Raw genomic sequence first — 20,229 nt, forward strand, 5'->3', positions numbered from 1 at the left:
CATGACTCAGCTCTCTCAGTATTCGGCGGAACAGGCCGAGCAAAGTAATAAAGAGTGGCTCCGCTTTGTGGGGCTGTTGCAGCAAGCTTTTGGGCAGGAGCTTCACATGCCTCTGCTGACGCTGCTGTTGACGCCGGATGAGCGTACAGCGTTAGGCACGCGAGTACGCATCATTGAAGAGTTGTTGCGCGGTGAGCTTAGCCAGCGTGAGCTGAAGAATGAACTGGGCGCGGGTATCGCAACCATCACCCGCGGCTCTAACAGCCTGAAAGCTGCGCCGACGGAGCTACGGGCATGGCTGGAAAAAGAGCTGCTGCAGGGTGGCAGCTCAAACCGCTAAAGAAATTCTCGGCGGTAAATCTCGTTATGAAACGGACTTAGCGCCAAAATCACCGCTTGATGGTAAACGCTGCTACGCGTGAGCTTTCCGGCGGTGAACACCCCAATCGCTCCCTCTTTACGCCCAATCTTATCGATACCCGTATAGTCCGACATCACCGGCCCCAGAGCGCGGCCTGCGCTGACTTGCTGCAGAATGATTTCTGGCAGCGGCAGGGTAGCCGAACGGGCTTCGCCGCGCTGCTGGCGGTTCTCGATCACCACCCAACTGAAGGTGCTACCTTCGTCGATACCGGCCTCAATGGCGACCCAAAAGTCGGCATCTGGTCTGATCTCCCGGGCATTCGCTACTCTGCATCGTGCGCCAGTTCGCGTTTCCTGACTACCGAAGGGCTGCTCCGGCACGCCACTCTCGACGACCACTGGCTCAATATGGCAGGATCCTTCGCCATAAATCTCGCTAAACGCCTGCAGAATCGCCTGAATTTTGGCGGGATTGGTTGTTGCAGCTACGACATGGTTCATAATAAGTCAGAACTCTCGATATTTCGTGACCGGAGTATAACGGAAAAAACGCATGTTACAGGTATACCTTGTTCGTCATGGCGAAACGCAGTGGAATGCTGAGCGCCGCATTCAGGGGCAGTCAGACAGCGCGCTGACTGAAAATGGAGAACGTCAGGCCTGGCAAGTGGCCGAACGAGCCAGAGCCCTTGGCATCACCCACATCATCAGCAGCGATTTAGGCCGTACTCGCCGCACCGCAGAGATCATCGCCGAAGCCTGCGGGTGCGAGATTATCCTGGATGCCCGCCTGCGCGAGCTCAACATGGGCGTGCTTGAACGCCGCAAAATGGACTCGCTGACCGAAGAGGAAGAGGGCTGGCGTCGTCGTCTGGTGGACGGTACGCCGGACGGTCGTATTCCTGAAGGCGAAAGCATGCTGGAACTGAGCAATCGCATGCACGAAGCCCTGAATGCCTGTCGGGAGTTGCCGGCCGGAAGCCGACCATTGCTGGTGAGTCACGGTATGGCGCTGGGTGGGCTGGTGAGTACGATTCTTGGCTTACCGGCGTGGGCTGAACGCCGCCTGCGTCTGCGCAACTGTTCAATTTCCCGCGTGGATTATCAGCACAGCCCGTGGCTGGCGTCTGGATGGGTGGTTGAAACAGCAGGAGACATCTCGCATCTTGATGCTCCTGCTCTGGATGAGATCCAGCGTTAACGGCGAACCGGGATCAGGTATTCACAGCGGATATGCATCGGCACATCCTGATCCCGCGTTTCATCCTGAGGATAGAAACGCTCGATGTCCTGACCTTTACGGCGCGTCAGGTTGAGTGACGGCATGCAGGTACCATAAACCGTCAGGATGAAGTCCTGCAGCCCGGTGCCCAGCCCTTCATAGTTAAACTGCACATAATCTCCCCCTTCCAGCACCACCGGATGCGAGTCCGGCAGGAAACCATTCGCCAGCTCCGGCGTCAGCGCCGTAGTGTAGAAGACTTCCTGCTCGTCGTCTTTTTCCGAACTTGGGCGAGGCTCATGCAGGCCGTAAAGCACCCGTGGGATGGTCGGAGAGTTGCCGAGGAACTGTGTCCAGAACTGGATGCGCATCTCGTTACGGAAGTCGGAGATTTGCTCCAGCGTGCAGCTGTAGCTTTGCGTCACCCCAACCAGATGCGTTTCCGGCATCGTGATGAAGTAGGCCTGCGGCGGCGTAAACTCGCCGAGACGCAGCGGCGGTCGCATACCGAAAGCGCTCCAGTCAGGAGAACGACGGTAGAGCGCCGGCGTTTGAGCAAACTGCTTTTTAAACGCACGGGTAAACGTCTGCTGCGAGTCAAAGCGGTACTGAAGCGCAATGTCGAGAATAGGGCGCGCCGTCAGGCGCAGAGCAACGGCGGATTTGGAGAGTCGGCGGGCGCGAATATAGGCACCAATAGCGTGCCCGGTAACCTCTTTAAACATCCGTTGTAAATGCCACTTGGAATAACCTGCCTTTGCCGCCACATTATCAAGGGCGAGAGGCTGGTCGAGGTGGCCCTCCAGCCAGCTAAGAAGATCGCGAATGATCCCAGCCTGATCCATAAAATATCCTCATCCATACAAGCGAATGCCTGTTTACTAAGGTAGCGGATGATAGCATTTTTGTACTTTATGCATTCACCGTTTTTATTTAACAAGTTGTGCCAAATTTGCCGACTATGGAGGCAGGTTTTGCTAATAATGTGATATTCAACGGTTTTTTGTCCGATTGTTGAATAGTCCCGTAGGGTAATTTTTAAACAATGGTAACAATATGAAATATAAAGCTTTAGCACTTTGCAGTGCGCTTCTGGCCGTGAGCTACGGCGCGAGCGCGGAGCAGATCGGATCGGTGGATACCGTGTTTAAAGTCTTTGGCCCCGACCACAAGATTGTAGTCGAAGCGTTTGACGACCCTGATGTGAAGAACGTGACCTGTTATATCAGCCGCGCAAAAACCGGAGGCATTAAGGGTGGCCTCGGATTAGCGGAAGATACGTCTGATGCAGCAATATCCTGCCAGCAAGTAGGCCCGGTTGAGCTCAGCGATAAGATAAAAGCGGGTAAAGCACAGGGCGATGTCGTCTTCCAGAAGCGAACTTCGCTGGTGTTTAAAAAGCTGCAAGTGGTGCGTTTCTATGATGCGAAGCGTAATGCACTGGCCTACCTTGCCTACTCTGATCGCGTTGTAGAAGGCTCGCCGAAGAACGCCATCAGCGCGGTACCAATTATTCCGTGGAGTAAATAATCGGAGCTGGTGTCGCTGAGGGATACGCCCGCGCGCGACCGACATGAGAAGCCTGATGTATTTCTGATGCGTCAGGCTTGTCAGTTCTTACCTTCCTTATTAGTGTGTTATGACCGTGCCGTTGCCTTTTAAGGCTTCTTTGATGCAGATCGAGCCCTTACCGCCCCTGAATACTCTTATTGCTTTCGAATGTGTGGCCCGCTACGGCAACATTTCTCGTGCGGCGGAAGAGCTCAACCTGACGCAAAGCGCCACCAGCCGGCAAATTCTGCAGTTGGAAGAGATGCTCGGCTGCAAACTTTTTACCCGTACCCAGCGGCGAGTGCTGCTTACGCCACGCGGTGAAGCTTATGCCGAGCGGGTCAGGCAGCAGCTGGCGGCATTGTCACATGCCACAGCGGAAGTGATGGGCTGGACCGGGTTGCCTCAGGTCACTATCGCCTGTACCAGCGCCATGAGTTCGCTGTGGCTGTCATCCCGACTTTCTGCCCTGCATCGTGAACTGCCGGATTTGCAGATTCGCATGAAAATTACTGACAACTTCTCAGAGCTGCGCTCATCGGAATTTGATCTGGCTATTTTTTACCTTCGGGATGTTCCCATCGGCTTTCACGCCACGCCGCTCTTCGATGAAGTCTGCTACCCCATGTGCTCCCCGGCTTTTCTGTCGCGCATTGGTTCGGACGCACCAGCGGAAGCGTTGCTGCAGCACACGCTGCTGATTCAGGACGATCCTCAGCGGGAGTGGACCGGGTGGAGTGACTGGTTTGCCTCGCAAAATGTTTTGAGCTTTGTGCCCCGGCAAACCTGGCGAGCCAATAACTATCCGTTTTTGGTGGAGACGGCGGTCCGAGGCGACGGGATATTACTCGGCTGGGAAGGGCTGGTGCAGGATTATCTTAACCGGGGAGAACTTGTCGCGGCTCACTCCGGAAAGCTGGCCGCCGCCAGTAAATGTTTCCTGCTTATCCCACAGGATCGCTACATGAAGCCGGTTGTTCGCCATGTGATGAGCTGGCTGCAGCGACAGCCGTCGGTGGAATAAGCAGAAAATAGATGTAAATCACAAAAGACGATTATTTTATTATTTTGGTCATCAATAAATTATTTGCTCATTCCATTAGCCATAACATTTTCTTATGTAATTTTGTGGGAAATAAGTGACGGGCCACTTTTAATCCTTTGGTTTATTTATTGTCTCTAAATCCAGAGGCGGTATTTTATTTTTCATAGCACCACGACGGCGATAAGAAGTATGCATACCTATAAGCGTGAAAACCAGCCACATTGACTGCGATATTACCGACGCTAAATTAAAATCATGGCTGAGGGAATACAGCCCGCCCACGCAGCCTGCGATGTTAAGGCAGGCATAACCATTTGAATCTATTGATAGCCTTCGCATTTGAACCAGCGCGTATGCCAGCAGGTAACAAAACACGCCAATTAAACCTACAAGGGTATGAAGTTCCACTTTTTCTTTCCTGATGTGACTCCGTGAACGGGAAATTATCTTTTTTGCCGTGGTTCTGCCGTGCATTTTTTTCATAGTCTGATACGAAAAACTCATGCCTCAGCGTTTAGCTGTTTTGATATAAATCATAAATAGATGTGCTATGGCATCTGGCCGATGGTCAGACAAACAAATAATAACGGAGAAAAATAAATGAAAGACGATCGTTCAGACGAAAAAAAATACCTGCAAGGCGTGAGCATGAGCCGCCGTTCATTTATCAATACGGCGGCGCTGATTGGTATGGGCAGTGCGTTATCGCTGTCGCCGCTGGCGGGCTTTGCTGCCGAAGCAACGCCTAAGAAGGGCGGTGTGCTGAAGCTGGGCATGTCGGGCGGCAATACCAGTGATTCTCTGGATCCTACGCTCTTTAGCGACTGGGTGCCGCTGAACCAGGCGTACATGCTGATGAACGGCCTGGTGGAAATTGATGAGAATAACCAGGCCACGCCGGAGCTGCTGGAAAGCTGGGAAGCGAAGCCGGGTGCGCAGGAGTGGACCTTTAAAGTGCGCCAGGGCGTGACCTTCCACAACGGCAAGGCGCTTACCGTAGAAGACATTCTTTATTCGATTAATCTTCACCGTGGCGACCAGTCGCGTAGCGCGATTAAAACGCAGCTGGCGGCCATCAAAGATCTGAAGAAGAGCGGTGAGAACGAAATTACCCTGACGCTGGATAGCGGCAACGCTGACTTGCCTTTCCTGCTGGCGGACTACCACCTCGTCGTGGTGCCGGATGGATTTACCGACTGGAAACACCCGATTGGTACCGGTGGCTTCGTCTTTGACCAGTATCAGCCGGGCGTGCGTTCCTACTTCAAACGCAATCCTAATTACTGGAAGCCAAACCGCGCGTTTGTGGATGCCGTAGAAGTGCTGGTCATCAATGATGCGACTGCGCGTACCAACGCCCTTATCTCAGGTCAGGTACACGCCATCAACCGAGTGGACTTTAAAACCGTCGATTTCCTGAAGCGCAGCCCGGCACTGAACATTGTGCGCGCGGCGGGCGGGCAGCATTTCACCTTCCTGATGGACTGCCGCGTAGCGCCGTTTAACAACAATGACGTTCGGACGGCGATTAAATACGGTATCGATCGCGAGAAATTACTGGCCACCGTGCTGCGGGGCTACGGCACGCTGGGCAACGACCATCCGATCCCGAAAACCGATCGCTTCTTCAATAAAAGCCTGGAGCAGCGCGCCTACGATCCTGACAAGGCGAAGTTCTTCCTGAAAAAAGCCGGCCTAAGCGCGCTGCCGCTTGAGCTGTCGTCCTCTGATGCTGCCTTTGCCGGGGCACTGGATGCCGCCGCCTTGTTCCAGGGCGAAGCCGCTGCGGCAGGGATTCAGGTCAGCATCAAACGCCAGCCGGCGGACAGCTACTGGGATGACGTCTGGATGAAAGCGCCGTTTAGCATGGGCTACTGGGGCGGCCGCCCGACCGCGGATCAGATGTTCTCCACCGCCTGGCAGTCCACCGCCAAATGGAATGACACTCACTGGAAGAACGACAAGTTCGACAGCCTGCTGATTCAGGCGCGATCGCTGCTTGATGACCAAAAGCGCGCAGAGATCTACGGCGAGCTGCAAAGTATTGCCCGGGATGACGGCGGCGCGATGATCCCGCTGTTTGGCGACTATCTGGATGCTGCCAGCAAAAAAGTTGGCGGCGTGAAACCTCATCCACTCTTCAACTTTATGGGCGGTCGCCTGGCTGAACGCGTCTGGCTGGAGTCGTAATGAAAAAACAGATCCTTCATCGTTTATTGCTGGGCGTGCTGACGCTGTGGCTGGTTTCGGTCCTGATTTTCGTCGGCACTGAGCTGTTACCTGGCGACGTGGCGAGCGCCATCCTGGGCCAGAACGGCACGCCGGAGACTATCGCCGCGCTGCGTCTGCAGCTTGGCCTGGACCAGCCGGCGGTTTATCGCTATCTGCACTGGCTGTCCGGTGTCTTGCACGGTGATTTAGGCACTTCGCTTGCCAATAATCAGCCCATTGGTGCCGAGCTGCTGCCTCGCCTGGCGAACACGCTATTCCTCGCGGTGTATGCCGCGCTGATTGCGATTCCGCTTGCGGTGGTATTGGGCATTGCTTCGGCAGTATGGCGAGGCTCCTGGTTTGACCGCCTGGCAAATACGCTGACGCTGATGAGCATTTCGGTGCCGGAGTTTTTTGTCGGCTACGTGCTGGTGATCTTCTTCGCCATCCGCCTGGCCTGGTTCCCCAGCCTCGCGCTGGTCGACCCGGATGCCAGCTTGCTCGACAGGCTCTATGCCTGCACGTTGCCGATGCTGACGCTGGTGTTGGTGGTGCTGGCACATATGCTGCGCATGACGCGTGCTTCCGTCGGCGCGGTGATGTCCAGCAGCTACATCGAAACGGCGCTGCTAAAAGGGCTTTCGCGCTGGCGCATTGTGCTGAGCCACGCCTTGCCCAACGCGCTCGCGCCAATCATCAACGTGATTGCTTTTAACCTGGCGTACCTGGTGGTGGGTGTCATCCTGGTTGAAGTGGTCTTTGTTTATCCGGGCATCGGGCAACTGATGGTGGATGCGGTGACAAAACGCGACTTACCGGTCGTGCAGGCCTGCGGACTGCTGTTTGGCGGGACCTACATCCTGCTGAATACGGCGGCAGATCTGCTGGCTATCTGGTGTAACCCACGACTGCGGCATGCGAGGTAGGCCATGAAAAATATCAAAATTCGCACGGTACCGCTGTCGGCAATATTGGGTTTGACCATCATTGCCGTCAATTTGATTGCTGCGCTTTTTGCACCCTGGCTGGCGCCGCACAGCGAAACGGCTCAGGTGGGTGACATCTGGATGCTGCCGTCCACTTCAATGCCGTTCGGTACCGACAGTCTGGGACGTGACATGCTGTCGCGCATTCTGTTCGGCGCCAGAACCACTATTGCGATTGCGCTGGCGATCACCGCTATTTCGTTTGTGGTGGGCATTATTACCGGTTTTACCGCCGCGATTTACGGGCGTTGGGTAGATGTCGTGCTGACCCGCATTGTGGATACGCTGATGTCAATTCCGGTGCTGATCCTGGCCCTGATCGTCCTGTCCGTGCTGGGGACCTCTATTCCGGTGCTGGTCGGCACGATTGCGTTATTAGACGCGACTCGCGTTTTCCGTCTTGCTCGCCTGGTCGCGCAGGGGATCGTCTGCCTTGAATATGTTGAGGCGGCACGCCTGCGTGGGGAAGGGTTGTGGTGGATCGTTCGTAAAGAGTTTCTGCCTAATGCAATGCCGCCGCTGCTGGCGGAATTCGGCATGCGCTTCTGCTTTACCTTCTTGTTTATTGCCGGGCTTAGCTTCCTTGGGCTGGGCATTCAGCCGCCGTGGGCGGACTGGGGCAGCATGGTGCGCGACAACGCGCAGGCCATCAACTTTGGCCAGTTTGCTCCGCTGTACCCCGCTGCGGCGATTGCTCTGCTGACGATCGGCGTCAACCTGGTGGTCGACTGGCTGCTGGTACGTAACAACCTTTCGCTGGGAGAAGAGGGATGACACAACCGATTTTACAGATGCGTGATTTACGCATTGAAACCGAGCAAGGCCTGCCGCTGGTCAAAGGTGTCTCTCTCAGCCTGATGCCAGGTGAAGTATTGGGGCTGATTGGTGAGTCCGGCGCGGGGAAATCAACTATCGGTCTTGCGGCCCTGGGCTATGCCCGACCTGGCTGCCGGATTGCGGGTGGCGAAGTTCTTGTGGCCGGGCAAAACATCGTGGCGCTGTCCAGCAAAGAGAAACGCGAGTTTCGCGGTAAGCGTGTGGCATATGTAGCACAGAGTGCGGCGGCGGCGTTCAACCCGGCGCTGACCATCGGCAAGCAGGTATGCGAAGGGCCGCTTCGTCATGGCCTGATGAACCCGGAAGAAGCTCAGGCCTGGGCCGTAACGCTGTTTAAAGCGCTGGATCTTCCGGAGCCTGAAACTATCGGCCAGCGCTATCCGCACCAGCTTTCGGGCGGGCAACTGCAGCGGGCTATGGCGGCGATGGCGATGTCCTGCAAGCCGGACGTTCTCGTGCTGGATGAACCGACCACCGCGTTAGATGTGACGACGCAAATCGAAGTGCTGGTGATGCTGCGCAAACTGGTCCGCGAGTTTAATACTGCTGCGCTGTATATCACTCACGATCTGGCGGTTGTCGCACAGATTGCCGACCGCATTATGGTGCTGCGTCAGGGGAGTGAAGTGGAATGCGGCAGCACCGCCGATATTCTGCAAAACCCAGCTGAAGGCTACACGCAGCGGCTGGTGTCCGAACGCGCCCACGCTTTAACGCCGGTGCATGCCGAGAGCAAACCTGAAGGGCAGCTTCTGGCGCTGAATAATCTCTCGACGGGCTACAACGGCAAAACGGTCGTCCACAACGTTTCCCTCAGCATTGCCAAAGGGGAAACGATGGCCATTATCGGTGAGTCAGGGAGCGGGAAGAGTACGCTGGCCCGGGCGCTCTGCGGCCTGCTGACTGACACTAAAGGCAGCGTCACCTTCGCTGACAAGGTGCTGGCCAACCGCTATCAGCAGCGTGATAAAGAGACGTTGCGCCGTATCCAGATGATCTATCAGCTGCCTGATGTGGCGCTTAATCCGAGGCAAACCGTACTGGAGGCGATTGGCCGCCCGGTAGCGTTCTATTTTGGCCTTGATAAGCAGCAGGTTCGCGCGCGGGTTCTCGAACTCCTCAAACTGACTGAACTCCCTGATTATCTGATTGATCGCTATCCAGGCTCGCTTTCCGGGGGCCAGAAGCAACGCGTGTGTATTGCGCGAGCGCTGGCCGCGAAGCCCGATCTGATCATCTGCGATGAGGCAACCTCCGCCCTTGACCCGCTGGTGGCGGAAGAAGTGCTGAAATTGCTGAGAAATCTTCAGGAGCAACTGGGGCTGTCTTACCTGTTTATCACTCACGACCTGAGCACGGTGAAACGTATTGCCCAGCAGGTTGCCGTGATGTATCAGGGCAATGTCGTCGCACAGGGCCCAACCGCGCAGGTATTCAGCGCGCCAATGCACAGCTACACCGAAAAACTGCTGACTTCCGTGCCGGAAATGCGCCCTTCCTGGCTGGATGAGGTGCTGGGTCAGCGTCAGTTAAATGCGATGGCAGGAGCTTCATGAAAACTCTTATTACGCAATTCCCCCACAGCGTGAGCGTGACGGAACATTTGTGGATTGTTTTAAAAGACGGGACTCGGCTGGCCGCGCGGATGTGGCTGCCTTTGTCGGCTTCACAGCAGCCAGTGCCCGCTATTCTGGAGTACATTCCCTACCGCAAGCGCGACGGAACGCGTACCCGGGATGAGCCGATGCACGGCTATTTTGCCGGGAATGGCTATGCGGTGCTGCGGGTAGACATGCGCGGCAGCGGCGACTCCGACGGGCTGATGGCCGATGAATATCTTCTGCAGGAGCAGGAGGATGCGCTGGAGGTGATCGACTGGATCAGCCGTCAGGGCTGGTGTAACGGCGCCGTGGGCATGATGGGAAAATCCTGGGGCGGGTTTAACTGCCTGCAGCTGGCGGCTCGCCGCCCTCCGGCACTGAAAGCCATTATCACCGTTTGTTCGACGGACGATCGTTACAACGACGATATCCACTATAAAGGCGGCTGCCTGCTGAACGACAATTTGTGGTGGGGCGGCATTATGCTGGCCTACCAAAGTCGCCCGCAGGACCCGGAGCTGGTCGGGGAGGGCTGGTACCAGGCCTGGCTGAATCGCCTTGAAAATATGCCTTTCTTCCCGGCGCTGTGGATGGAACATCCGCTGAAAGATGATTACTGGAAGCACGGCTCGGTGGGGGAGGACTGGCAGGCGATCACCTGCCCGGTGATGGCCGTGGGCGGCTGGGCGGATTCCTATAGCAACGCGGTTTTCCGCCTGATGGATAACCTTAACGTCCCGCGTAAGGCGATCCTCGGCCCGTGGGCGCATATTTATCCTCAGGATGGCTCACCTACACCGGCCATCGGTTTTCTGCAGGAGGCCGTGAGCTGGTGGGATCGCTGGTTGAAACAGGTCGATAACGATGTACTGGATGGCCCGCGCGTTCAGGCCTGGCTCAACGACAGCCAGCGACCTGATTCGCAGCGGCCGCAGGCCTATGGGGAGTGGATTGCCATTGAGAATGATACCGACGCTGAAACCTTCCCTCAGCGCTGGCATTTGCAGCCTGGTCGGCTGGCGACATCGCCTTTAGCCGATGAATACCGGCAGGATATCCGTAGCGTGCAGAACCACGGGTTGTTCGCCGGAGAGTGGATGGGCGCGGGTGTGCTGGGAGAAAGTCCGAGCGATCAGCGAATGGACGACGGTCTGGCAGAAAGTTTCGACAGTGCCCCGCTGAGCGAAAGCCTGGCGATTTACGGCTTCCCACAGTTTGATGTCACGCTTTCCAGCGATAAACCTGCGGCAATGCTGTATGTCCGCCTGTCAGACGTTGCGCCCGATGGGGCTTCGACCCGCGTCAGTCACGGCTGGGTGAATCTGAGCCATCTGCAGGGGCAGGAGCAGAACGTCGCGCTGGTACCGGGTGAGAAAGTGAATGTTACCGTGCAACTGGACGGGATCGCCTGGCGCTTTGCTGCCGGGCACCGGCTGCGGGTTTCTCTCGCGACCACCTTCTGGCCGATGATCTGGCCGATGGCCGAGAATGCGACCCTTAGCGTTGATCTGGCCAGCGCTCAACTGCAATTGCCGGTTTGTCGGGAAGTGAAGCCGATTGCTGGCCCGAACCCTCATCCTGAAACAGCAGCCAATACGCCGCTGACAATCCTCTCTCCGGGGCGGGTCGATCGTGAACTGCGCTATGACGTGGTGAAGGACAGCTGGCAGAGCATCACTCAGGGCGTGGGCGGTGTTTTTGGCGAGGGTGTGTACCGCTTTGATGATATCAATACCACCGTCGATCATAGCCTCAGACGTCAGCTAACCGTGCAGAACAGCGATCCGCTCTCGGCGCATTATCTGCTGACTCAGAACATGAAAATCGGCCGGGAAGGTTGGTGGACGGACACAGACATTGTGCTGGAGATGCGCAGTGACCTGACGCATTTTATCGTCAGTGGGAAGATGACTGTTCAGCACAATGGGGAAGTGGTCTTTACCCGCGACTGGAACGAACGTATTGTCCGTTGAAAGACAGGCATAAAAAAAGGGCTGACAGATGTCAGCCCTTTTCGTTATTTCTAACCGCTTATTCCTGCAGATCGCCGCAGAAACGGTAGCCTTCGCCGTGGATGGTGGCGATAATTTCAGGCGTGTCCGGCGTGGATTCGAAATGTTTACGAATGCGACGGATGGTCACATCGACGGTGCGGTCATGCGGCTTCAGCTCGCGACCGGTCATTTTCTTCAACAACTCAGCACGAGACTGAATTTTGCCCGGGTTTTCACAGAAGTGCAGCATCGCGCGGAATTCACTGCGCGGCAGCTTATACTGTTCACCGTTTGGGCTAACCAGAGAGCGGCTGTTGATGTCCAGCTCCCAGCCGTTGAATTTGTAGCTTTCAACGGAACGACGTTCTTCGCTGATGGCCCCTAAGTTCATGGTACGGGACAGCAGGTTACGTGCACGAATAGTCAGCTCACGCGGATTGAAAGGTTTGGTGATGTAGTCATCCGCGCCGATTTCAAGACCGAGGATTTTGTCCACTTCGTTGTCACGGCCCGTCAGGAACATCAGCGCCACGTTAGCCTGTTCGCGCAATTCACGCGCCAGCAGCAGGCCGTTTTTACCCGGCAGGTTGATGTCCATAATGACGAGGTTGATGTCATTATCGGCAAGGATTTGATGCATCTCTGCGCCATCGGTCGCTTCAAAAACATCATAGCCTTCCGCTTCAAAAATGCTTTTAAGCGTGTTGCGTGTTACTAATTCGTCTTCGACGATAAGAATGTGCGGGGTCTGCATGTTTGCTACCTAAAATTGCCAACTAAATCGAAACAGGAAGTACAAAAGTCCCTGACCTGCCTGTTACATGCCATAAATTAACATGCCGGGCTTAACATGACTAAAGTACGTAATTGCGTTCTTGATGCACTTTCCATCAACGTCAACAACATCATTAGCTTGGTCGTGGGTACGTTCCCTTTGGACCCGACGGTGTCAAAAACGGCTGTTATCCTAACCATTTTAACAGCAACATAACAGGCTGGAGCTGCTTAGACACCTGATAAAACTACGCTTCGTTGACATATATCAATTTCAATTGTAGCACGTTAACAGTTTCATTAAATCATCGTAGCTCAATGCTAGCTTTTGTCACAACTTTTTAATAATCAAGATCGTAAAGCGTTAAAAAAGTAAGCTGAATCTGGCCTGCAACGGTAATGAGCTTACGGAAAATAAACCATGCTAAACAAGTGGATATAACCGGCATTTACCCCACTATCATGGTATATAATCACGTAAAAGCATAAGCTTAAGTTATAAGTCCATCGGAAGCCGCTGTCACAATATATGTTGCAACAAAGTAAATTTGCGATGCGTATTATCCAAATTTGTGCATCACTTCGCACGTTTTAACGAATTTTAGAAGAGAGTTCCAATGCGTTTGCCAATTATCCTGGTTTCACCGGCCAGAGCAGAGAACGTCGGGGCCGCGGCCCGGGCGATGAAGACCATGGGGTTTACGGAGATGAGGATCGTTGCCAGTGATGCGCATCTCCAACCCGCCGCGCGCTGGGTGGCGCATGGCGCGGGCGATATCCTTGATGGGATTCACCACTTTGACACGCTCGCGGATGCCTTGAGTGACGTGGATTTTTCTATCGCCACAACGGCCCGCAGCCGGGCGAAGTTTCATTACTACGCGACGCCGCAACAGCTGGTGCCAATGCTTGAAGAAAAGCGCCAGTGGGTAGGATGTGCGGCGTTGGTTTTTGGCCGTGAAGATTCCGGGCTGACTAACGAAGAGCTGGAGCTGGCGGATGTTTTAACCGGCGTGCCGATGGTTGCGGATTACCCGTCGCTTAACTTGGGGCAGGCCGTGATGGTTTATTGCTACCAGCTTTCCGCCTTGATGCAGCAACCGCCTGTGGAAAACGTGGCCGTTGACGGGCAACAGTTGAATGCGCTGCGTTTGCGAATGGCGGCGCTTTTGCATCGCCTTGAGGTTGCTGACGACCAAAAAATGGTCGATTGGGTTCAGCAACGTTTGGGCCTGCTGGAGCACAGAGACACGGCAATGCTTCACCGTTTGCTTCATGACATCGAAAAAAAATTGCCAGAATGAAATGTTTTTGAATTTCTCTTTTTTGAGACGTTCATCTAACTTATTGCGCTATTTCTGCTCTTTTACTGTCATTTTTAGTGGTTTTTTCAGCGCGACCGGGCAAGGCGATTTTTTGTGACAGAACTAAAAAAAATTGACTTGGTAAAGGGATTGCTTTAACCAATAGAGCTATTACAAATTTAGAGCACACAACATCCATGTTTCGCTTCAGCCTGATTACCACAATTATCACAACCACCATTACCACAGGTAACGGTGCGGGCTGACGCATACAGGTAAAAATGAAAAAAGCCCGCACCTAAACAGTGCGGGCTTTTTTTTCGGGAAAAAATCAAGGGGTCACAACAATGCGAGTGTTGAAATTCGGCGGTACTTCGGTGGCAAATGCGGAGCGTTTCCTTCGCGTTGCCGATATCCTGGAAAGTAATGCCAAACAGGGGCAGGTGGCGACCGTGCTGTCTGCTCCGGCAAAAATTACTAACCACCTTGTGGCGATGATTGAGAAAACCATCGGTGGCCAGGACGCTGTGCCGAATATCAGCGACGCAGAACGTATTTTTGCTGAACTGCTGAATGGTCTGGCAGAGGCACAGCCGGGCTTTCCGCTGGCTGAACTGAAAGGGTTAGTGAATCAGGAGTTTGCCCAGCTTAAGCATGTTCTGCATGGCATCAGCCTGCTGGGACAGTGCCCGGACAGCATCAATGCGGCGATCATTTGCCGGGGCGAGAAGCTGTCTATCGCTATCATGTCTGGAGTGCTGCAGGCTCGCGGCTACCAGGTGACCGTTATCGATCCGGTTGAAAAATTGCTGGCGGTGGGGCATTACCTGGATTCCAGCGTGGATATCGCAGAGTCAACCCGCCGTATTGCCGCCAGCCGCATTCCTGAAGATCACATGATCCTGATGGCCGGGTTTACCGCCGGGAACGACAAAGGCGAGCTGGTTGTTCTGGGCCGAAACGGTTCCGACTATTCTGCCGCCGTACTGGCTGCCTGTCTGCGAGCCGATTGTTGTGAGATCTGGACTGACGTCGACGGCGTTTATACCTGCGACCCGCGCCAGGTCCCTGACGCCCGACTGCTGAAGTCGATGTCTTACCAGGAAGCGATGGAGCTTTCCTACTTCGGCGCCAAAGTGCTTCACCCGCGCACCATCACCCCGATTGCTCAGTTCCAGATCCCTTGCCTGATTAAAAATACCGGAAATCCGCAGGCGCCAGGTACGCTCATTGGTGACAAGAGCGATGACGAAGGGCTGCCGGTGAAAGGCATCACTAACCTGAACAACATGGCAATGTTCAGTGTTTCAGGCCCAGGCATGAAAGGCATGGTCGGCATGGCCGCTCGAGTGTTTGCCGCCATGTCCCGTGCCGGAATTTCCGTGGTGTTGATCACCCAGTCCTCCTCCGAGTACAGCATCAGCTTCTGCGTTCCGCAAGCTGATTGCGGCCGCGCTCGCAAGGCGATGGAAGACGAATTCTATCTCGAACTGAAAGAAGAGCTGCTGGAGCCGCTGGCGGTGACCGAACGCCTGGCTGTTATCTCCGTCGTGGGCGACGGCATGAAAACGCTGCGAGGTATCTCCGCCAAGTTCTTTGCAGCCCTGGCCCGCGCGAATATCAATATTATCGCTATCGCACAGGGCTCTTCCGAGCGTTCTATCTCCGTTGTGGTCAATAACGACGATGCCGTGACCGGCGTACGTGTGACTCACCAGATGCTGTTTAACACCGATCAGGTTATTGAGCTGTTCCTGGTAGGTGTTGGCGGCGTGGGCGCGGCTCTGCTGGAGCAGGTTAAACGCCAACAGGCGTGGCTGAAGGAGAAGCATATCGATTTGCGCGTTTGCGGCGTGGCGAATTCTAAAGCCCTGCTGACTAACGTGCATGGCCTGGATCTCGAAAACTGGCAGCAGGCGCTGGAGCAGGCCAAAGAGCCGTTCAACCTTGGCCGTTTGATCCGCCTGGTGAAAGAGTATCATCTGCTGAACCCGGTGATTGTGGACTGTACTTCCAGCCAGGCTGTGGCGGATCAGTACGCTGATTTCCTGAGCGAAGGTTTCCACGTGGTGACGCCAAACAAAAAGGCCAACACCTCGAGCATGAATTATTACCACCAGTTGCGTAATGCCGCGGAGAGTTCGCGCCGCAAATTCCTCTACGACACCAACGTGGGGGCGGGGCTGCCGGTGATCGAAAACCTGCAAAACCTGCTGAATGCGGGCGATGAACTGCAGCGTTTCTCCGGCATTCTTTCCGGGTCGCTTTCTTACATCTTCGGTAAGCTGGATGAGGGAATGAGCTTCTCGCTGGCGACCAGCACTGCGCGCGAAATGGGATATACCGAACCGGATCCGCGTGACGATCTTTCCGGTATGGACGTGGCGCGTAAGCTGTTGATCCTGGCTCGTGAGACCGGGAGCGATTTGGAACTTTCGGATATCGAAATCGAATCCGTACTTCCGGAAAATTTTGATGCGAGCGGAGACGTCGAGTCTTTTATGGCACGCCTTCCTCAGTTGGATGATGAGTTTACGGCTCGTGTGAGGAAGGCGCGTGACGATGGGAAAGTACTACGTTACGTCGGCATTATTGAAGAAGACGGCAGCTGCAAAGTGAAGATCGACGCCGTAGACGGCAACGATCCGCTGTATAAGGTGAAGAACGGCGAAAATGCCCTGGCCTTCTACAGCCACTATTATCAACCGCTGCCGCTGGTTCTGCGCGGCTATGGGGCGGGTAACGACGTTACCGCCGCCGGTGTCTTCGCGGATCTGCTTCGCACCCTGTCATGGAAGTTAGGAGTTTAAGATGGTTAAAGTATATGCCCCGGCTTCCAGCGCCAATATGAGCGTCGGCTTTGATGTGCTGGGTGCGGCGGTGTCGCCGGTTGATGGCTCACATTTGGGTGATTACGTGACGGTTGAAGCGGCAGACAGTTTCAGCCTGACCAACCTTGGACGGTTCGCCAGTAAGCTGCCGGATGAACCACGCGAGAACATTGTTTATCAGTGCTGGGAGCGTTTCTGCCAGGAGATTGGCAAGACTATTCCTGTGGCGATGACGCTTGAGAAAAATATGCCCATCGGCTCCGGGCTGGGGTCCAGTGCCTGTTCGGTGGTGGCTGGCCTGATGGCGATGAATGAATTTTGCGGTAAGCCGTTGAGCGACACACGCCTGCTGGCGCTAATGGGCGAGCTGGAAGGGCGTATTTCCGGCAGCATTCATTACGATAACGTTGCGCCTTGTTTCCTGGGCGGCATGCAGTTGATGATCGAAGAAAACGGCATCATCAGCCAGCAGGTGCCAGGCTTTGATGAGTGGCTTTGGGTGCTGGCGTATCCAGGCATTAAGGTTTCAACCGCCGAAGCGCGTGCGATTTTACCTGCCCAATACCGCCGCCAGGACTGTATTAGCCACGGTCGCCATCTGGCCGGTTTTATTCATGCCTGTCATACCCGCCAGCCTGCGCTCGCGGCGAAGCTGATGAAGGATGTGATTGCTGAACCTTACCGCGCCAAACTGCTGCCGAAGTTTGATGAGTCCCGTAAAGCCGTGGCGGATATCGGCGCTCTGGCTAGCGGGATTTCGGGTTCCGGCCCGACCTTATTTGCACTGTGCGATAACACCGATACCGCGCAGCGCGTGGCTGACTGGCTCAGCCAACATTATTTGCAGAACCAGGAAGGTTTTGTACATATTTGCCGTCTGGATACGGCTGGCGCACGAGTTTTGGGATAAGACATGAAACTGTACAACCTTAAAGATCACAACGAGCAGGTCTCCTTTGCACAGGCGGTTACCCAGGGGCTGGGCAAACAGCAGGGCCTGTTTTTCCCGCATGACCTGCCTGAGTTTGAACTGACTGAAATCGACGCCATGCTGGAGATGGACTTTGTCAGCCGTAGCAGCAAAATTTTGTCCGCATTTATCGGGGATGAGATCCCGCAGGAGATTCTGGAAGAGCGCGTGCGTGCGGCCTTCGCGTTCCCTGCGCCGGTGAACATGGTTGAACCGGACGTGGGTTGCCTGGAACTGTTCCACGGCCCAACGCTGGCGTTTAAAGACTTTGGCGGGCGCTTTATGGCGCAGATGCTGACCCACATCAGCGGCGACAAGCCTGTGACCATTCTGACGGCAACATCCGGCGATACCGGTGCGGCGGTGGCTCATGCGTTTTACGGCCTTAAGAATGTGCGCGTCGTTATTCTTTATCCGCGTGGCAAAATCAGTCCGCTGCAGGAAAAACTGTTCTGTACCCTCGGTGGGAATATCGAAACCGTTGCAATTGACGGTGATTTTGATGCCTGCCAGGCGCTGGTGAAACAGGCATTTGATGATGAAGAGCTGAAGGTGGCGCTGGGGTTAAACTCGGCAAACTCCATTAACATCAGCCGCCTGCTGGCGCAGATCTGCTACTACTTCGAAGCGGTAGCTCAATTGCCGCAGGAAGCCCGTAATCAGCTGGTGGTTTCCGTACCAAGCGGTAACTTTGGTGACCTGACGGCTGGCCTACTGGCAAAATCCCTGGGCTTGCCGATTAAGCGTTTTATTGCGGCGACCAATGCCAACGACACCGTTCCGCGTTTCCTGGCTGAAGGCCAGTGGGCGCCTAAAGCGACCGTGGCCACGCTGTCCAACGCCATGGATGTTAGCCAGCCGAACAACTGGCCGCGCGTGGAAGAGCTTTTCCGCCGCAAAATTTGGCGCCTGACCGACCTTGGCTATGCTGCCGTGACCGACGAAACCACCAAAGATACGATGCGTGAGCTGAAGGCAATTGGCTACGTTTCTGAACCGCACGCGGCGATTGCTTACCGCGCTCTGCGCGACCAGCTGCAGCCAGGTGAGTTTGGGCTGTTCCTGGGCACCGCGCATCCGGCGAAGTTTAAAGAGAGCGTGGAAGAGATTCTGGGTGAAGCGCTGCCTCTGCCGGAAGAACTGGCGTCCCGCGCAGATCTGCCGCTGCTGTCCCACAATCTCCCGGCTGATTTTGCCGAACTGCGTAAGTTCATGATGGTTAAAGCGTAATTCTGAAGCCCCATTTTGCTTGTCGAACTGGGGCGTTTTTTCCTGTAAATCAGGGAGAAAATAAGCAGGCATTTAGCAGGAAAAAAGGAGAAATTCCCATAAAATGCGGATGCTTAGAGATTAGGATTGCGGAGAATAACGCGGGCGTGATTTCCGACATAAGCTCATCTTAACGGGCCCAATGGGCCGGCTTAAGAAGTAAGGAGCAAGCTATGTTGAAATCCATTTTTCTGGCGTTGTCCCTGCTGGTGGTGACGCCGCTGGCGGTACAGGCGGGAGAAATCACGCTGGTGCCTGCCGTGACGCTGCACTTTGGCGATCAGGACAACCACGGGCGCTATTGGGACGGCCATTACTGGCGAGACCACGACTGGTGGGCAAGGCACTATGAGTGGCGTGAACATCGCTGGCAGCGGCATGCAAGATTCGATGGCCCGCCACGGGATCATCATGATAATCGCTGGGATAGATAACTCACGCTAGTTCACAGTAAAACGCCAGCTTAATGCTGGCGTTTTTTTATTGCTCGTGGCGCTTAAACACCAGTTCGTTTTTCTGTGATGCTTCTTCATCAAAGAAATAGCCGTCTGTATTAAACGCTTTCAGCTGTTCTGGCTTCGTCAGGCGATTCTCAATGATGTAGCGGCTCATTAGCCCACGCGCTTTTTTCGCATAGAAGCTGATGACTTTAAATTTGCCGTTCTTTTCATCGAGGAAAACGGGCTTGATGATCTCCGCGTTCAGCTTTTTCGGCTTCACCGCTTTAAAGTATTCATCAGACGCCAGGTTGACCACGATATTGTCGCCCTGGGTGGCCAGCACCTGATTCAGCTTGTCGGTAATTGTCTCGCCCCAGAAGTGATACAGATCTTTGCCCTTCGGGTTTTCCAAGCGAATTCCCATTTCCAGCCGGTAAGGTTGCATTAAATCCAGCGGACGCAGCACGCCGTACAACCCGGAAAGCATACGCAGGTGCTGCTGGGCAAAATCAAAGTCTGCTTCGCTAAACTCTTCGGCCTGCAGGCCGGTATAAACATCACCTTTAAAGGCGAGAATAGCCGGGCGCGCGTTTTGTGGCGTAAATGCCGGGTGCCACTCGTGGAAACGGGTTTCGTTCAGAGAGGCCAGCTTATCGCTGATGCTCATCAGGGAAGCAATTTGCGGGGCGCTTAGCTTGCGGGCAACGCTGATTAACTGCTGTGAATATTCCAACAGTTCCGGCTGTGTATAGCGGTCCGTCGGCAGCTCGCTTTGGTAATCCAGCGTTTTGGCAGGTGAGATAAGAATTAGCATGTCCACTCCTTGCATAG

21 protein-coding genes and 1 other annotated feature are annotated in these 20,229 nt (G+C 54.8%); of the genes, 16 read left to right on the forward strand and 5 right to left on the reverse strand.

The window, feature by feature from the left end; translation table 11 throughout:
• Position 1: 1 nt before the first annotated feature.
• Entirely contained in the window at positions 2-340 is a 339-nt protein-coding gene (gene trpR, locus LH23_RS08440) for a trp operon repressor (protein WP_008460111.1), read from the forward strand.
• On the opposite strand, the gene yjjX is transcribed toward trpR, so the two are convergent.
• Positions 337-864, reverse strand: coding sequence for an inosine/xanthosine triphosphatase (gene yjjX / locus LH23_RS08445; protein WP_039290103.1), 528 nt, complete (start codon positions 862-864; stop codon positions 337-339). The genes trpR and yjjX overlap by 4 nt on opposite strands.
• A gap of 52 nt (positions 865-916) precedes the next feature.
• On the opposite strand from yjjX, the gene gpmB reads away from it, so the two are divergent.
• The gene (gene gpmB / locus LH23_RS08450; protein ID WP_039290109.1) at positions 917-1,564 is read left to right on the forward strand and encodes a 2,3-diphosphoglycerate-dependent phosphoglycerate mutase GpmB; all 648 of its coding nucleotides are present in this window, start codon (positions 917-919) and stop codon (positions 1,562-1,564) included.
• Here the strand turns inward: gpmB and robA are convergent.
• Entirely contained in the window at positions 1,561-2,430 is an 870-nt protein-coding gene (gene robA / locus LH23_RS08455) for an MDR efflux pump AcrAB transcriptional activator RobA (protein ID WP_039290112.1), read from the reverse strand. The genes gpmB and robA overlap by 4 nt on opposite strands.
• Before the next feature lie 211 nt (positions 2,431-2,641).
• Here robA and creA point away from each other — a divergent pair, with 211 nt between their 5' ends.
• On the forward strand, positions 2,642-3,115 hold the full coding sequence (gene creA, locus LH23_RS08460; RefSeq protein ID WP_008460116.1) for a protein CreA: 474 nt from the start codon (positions 2,642-2,644) through the stop codon (positions 3,113-3,115).
• Positions 3,116-3,257: 142 nt separating this feature from the next.
• The gene (locus LH23_RS08465) at positions 3,258-4,160 is read left to right on the forward strand and encodes a LysR substrate-binding domain-containing protein (protein ID WP_039296467.1); all 903 of its coding nucleotides are present in this window, start codon (positions 3,258-3,260) and stop codon (positions 4,158-4,160) included.
• A gap of 129 nt (positions 4,161-4,289) precedes the next feature.
• Here LH23_RS08465 and LH23_RS23375 read toward each other — a convergent pair whose 3' ends face one another.
• Entirely contained in the window at positions 4,290-4,589 is a 300-nt protein-coding gene (locus LH23_RS23375) for a CBU_0592 family membrane protein (RefSeq protein WP_071842770.1), read from the reverse strand.
• Between the two features lie 192 nt (positions 4,590-4,781).
• Between LH23_RS23375 and LH23_RS08470 the strand changes: the two genes are divergently transcribed.
• The 5 genes from LH23_RS08470 to LH23_RS08490 are packed head-to-tail and all read left to right on the forward strand — an operon-like array spanning position 4,782 to position 11,789.
• A complete protein-coding gene (locus tag LH23_RS08470) occupies positions 4,782-6,371 on the forward strand; it encodes an ABC transporter substrate-binding protein (RefSeq protein ID WP_039290117.1) in 1,590 nt (529 codons plus the stop codon).
• The gene (locus tag LH23_RS08475; protein WP_039290121.1) at positions 6,371-7,318 is read left to right on the forward strand and encodes an ABC transporter permease; all 948 of its coding nucleotides are present in this window, start codon (positions 6,371-6,373) and stop codon (positions 7,316-7,318) included. The genes LH23_RS08470 and LH23_RS08475 overlap by 1 nt, the downstream gene beginning before the upstream one ends.
• 3 nt (positions 7,319-7,321) lie before the next feature.
• Positions 7,322-8,152, forward strand: coding sequence for an ABC transporter permease (locus tag LH23_RS08480; RefSeq protein WP_039290124.1), 831 nt, complete (start codon positions 7,322-7,324; stop codon positions 8,150-8,152).
• On the forward strand, positions 8,149-9,771 hold the full coding sequence (locus tag LH23_RS08485) for an ABC transporter ATP-binding protein (RefSeq protein ID WP_039290127.1): 1,623 nt from the start codon (positions 8,149-8,151) through the stop codon (positions 9,769-9,771). Before LH23_RS08480 ends, LH23_RS08485 begins: the two co-directional genes overlap by 4 nt.
• A complete protein-coding gene (locus tag LH23_RS08490; protein ID WP_039290131.1) occupies positions 9,768-11,789 on the forward strand; it encodes a CocE/NonD family hydrolase in 2,022 nt (673 codons plus the stop codon). The genes LH23_RS08485 and LH23_RS08490 overlap by 4 nt, the downstream gene beginning before the upstream one ends.
• Before the next feature lie 58 nt (positions 11,790-11,847).
• On the opposite strand, the gene arcA is transcribed toward LH23_RS08490, so the two are convergent.
• Positions 11,848-12,564, reverse strand: a complete 717-nt coding sequence (gene arcA / locus LH23_RS08495; protein ID WP_008461663.1) for a two-component system response regulator ArcA — start codon at positions 12,562-12,564, stop codon at positions 11,848-11,850.
• 96 nt (positions 12,565-12,660) lie between these two features.
• On the opposite strand from arcA, the gene yjjY reads away from it, so the two are divergent.
• The 7 genes from yjjY (at position 12,661) to LH23_RS08520 (ending at position 19,392) form a co-directional block, all read left to right on the forward strand.
• Positions 12,661-12,801, forward strand: a complete 141-nt coding sequence (gene yjjY / locus LH23_RS23930) for a protein YjjY (protein ID WP_001541509.1) — start codon at positions 12,661-12,663, stop codon at positions 12,799-12,801.
• A 400-nt stretch (positions 12,802-13,201) separates the two neighbouring features.
• The gene (locus tag LH23_RS08500; protein ID WP_039290136.1) at positions 13,202-13,888 is read left to right on the forward strand and encodes a tRNA/rRNA methyltransferase; all 687 of its coding nucleotides are present in this window, start codon (positions 13,202-13,204) and stop codon (positions 13,886-13,888) included.
• 197 nt (positions 13,889-14,085) lie between these two features.
• Positions 14,086-14,154: a thr operon leader peptide gene (gene thrL, locus LH23_RS23380; protein ID WP_071530522.1), complete on the forward strand. Its 69-nt coding sequence runs from the start codon at positions 14,086-14,088 to the stop codon at positions 14,152-14,154.
• Positions 14,093-14,210 (forward strand) — a sequence feature (Thr leader region). (Overlaps the previous gene by 62 nt.)
• 25 nt (positions 14,211-14,235) lie before the next feature.
• On the forward strand, positions 14,236-16,698 hold the full coding sequence (thrA, locus tag LH23_RS08505; protein WP_039290138.1) for a bifunctional aspartate kinase/homoserine dehydrogenase I: 2,463 nt from the start codon (positions 14,236-14,238) through the stop codon (positions 16,696-16,698).
• A gap of 1 nt (position 16,699) precedes the next feature.
• Positions 16,700-17,629, forward strand: a complete 930-nt coding sequence (thrB, locus tag LH23_RS08510) for a homoserine kinase (protein ID WP_008461668.1) — start codon at positions 16,700-16,702, stop codon at positions 17,627-17,629.
• A gap of 3 nt (positions 17,630-17,632) precedes the next feature.
• The gene (gene thrC, locus LH23_RS08515) at positions 17,633-18,919 is read left to right on the forward strand and encodes a threonine synthase (protein ID WP_008461670.1); all 1,287 of its coding nucleotides are present in this window, start codon (positions 17,633-17,635) and stop codon (positions 18,917-18,919) included.
• Between the two features lie 212 nt (positions 18,920-19,131).
• Entirely contained in the window at positions 19,132-19,392 is a 261-nt protein-coding gene (locus LH23_RS08520; protein WP_039290140.1) for a DUF2502 domain-containing protein, read from the forward strand.
• A 46-nt stretch (positions 19,393-19,438) separates the two neighbouring features.
• Here LH23_RS08520 and yaaA read toward each other — a convergent pair whose 3' ends face one another.
• The gene (gene yaaA, locus LH23_RS08525) at positions 19,439-20,212 is read right to left on the reverse strand and encodes a peroxide stress protein YaaA (RefSeq protein WP_039290144.1); all 774 of its coding nucleotides are present in this window, start codon (positions 20,210-20,212) and stop codon (positions 19,439-19,441) included.
• Positions 20,213-20,229 lie beyond the last annotated feature (17 nt).

The sequence above is a fragment of the Cedecea neteri genome, assembly GCF_000758305.1.
Lineage (GTDB): Bacteria > Pseudomonadota > Gammaproteobacteria > Enterobacterales > Enterobacteriaceae > Cedecea > Cedecea neteri_C.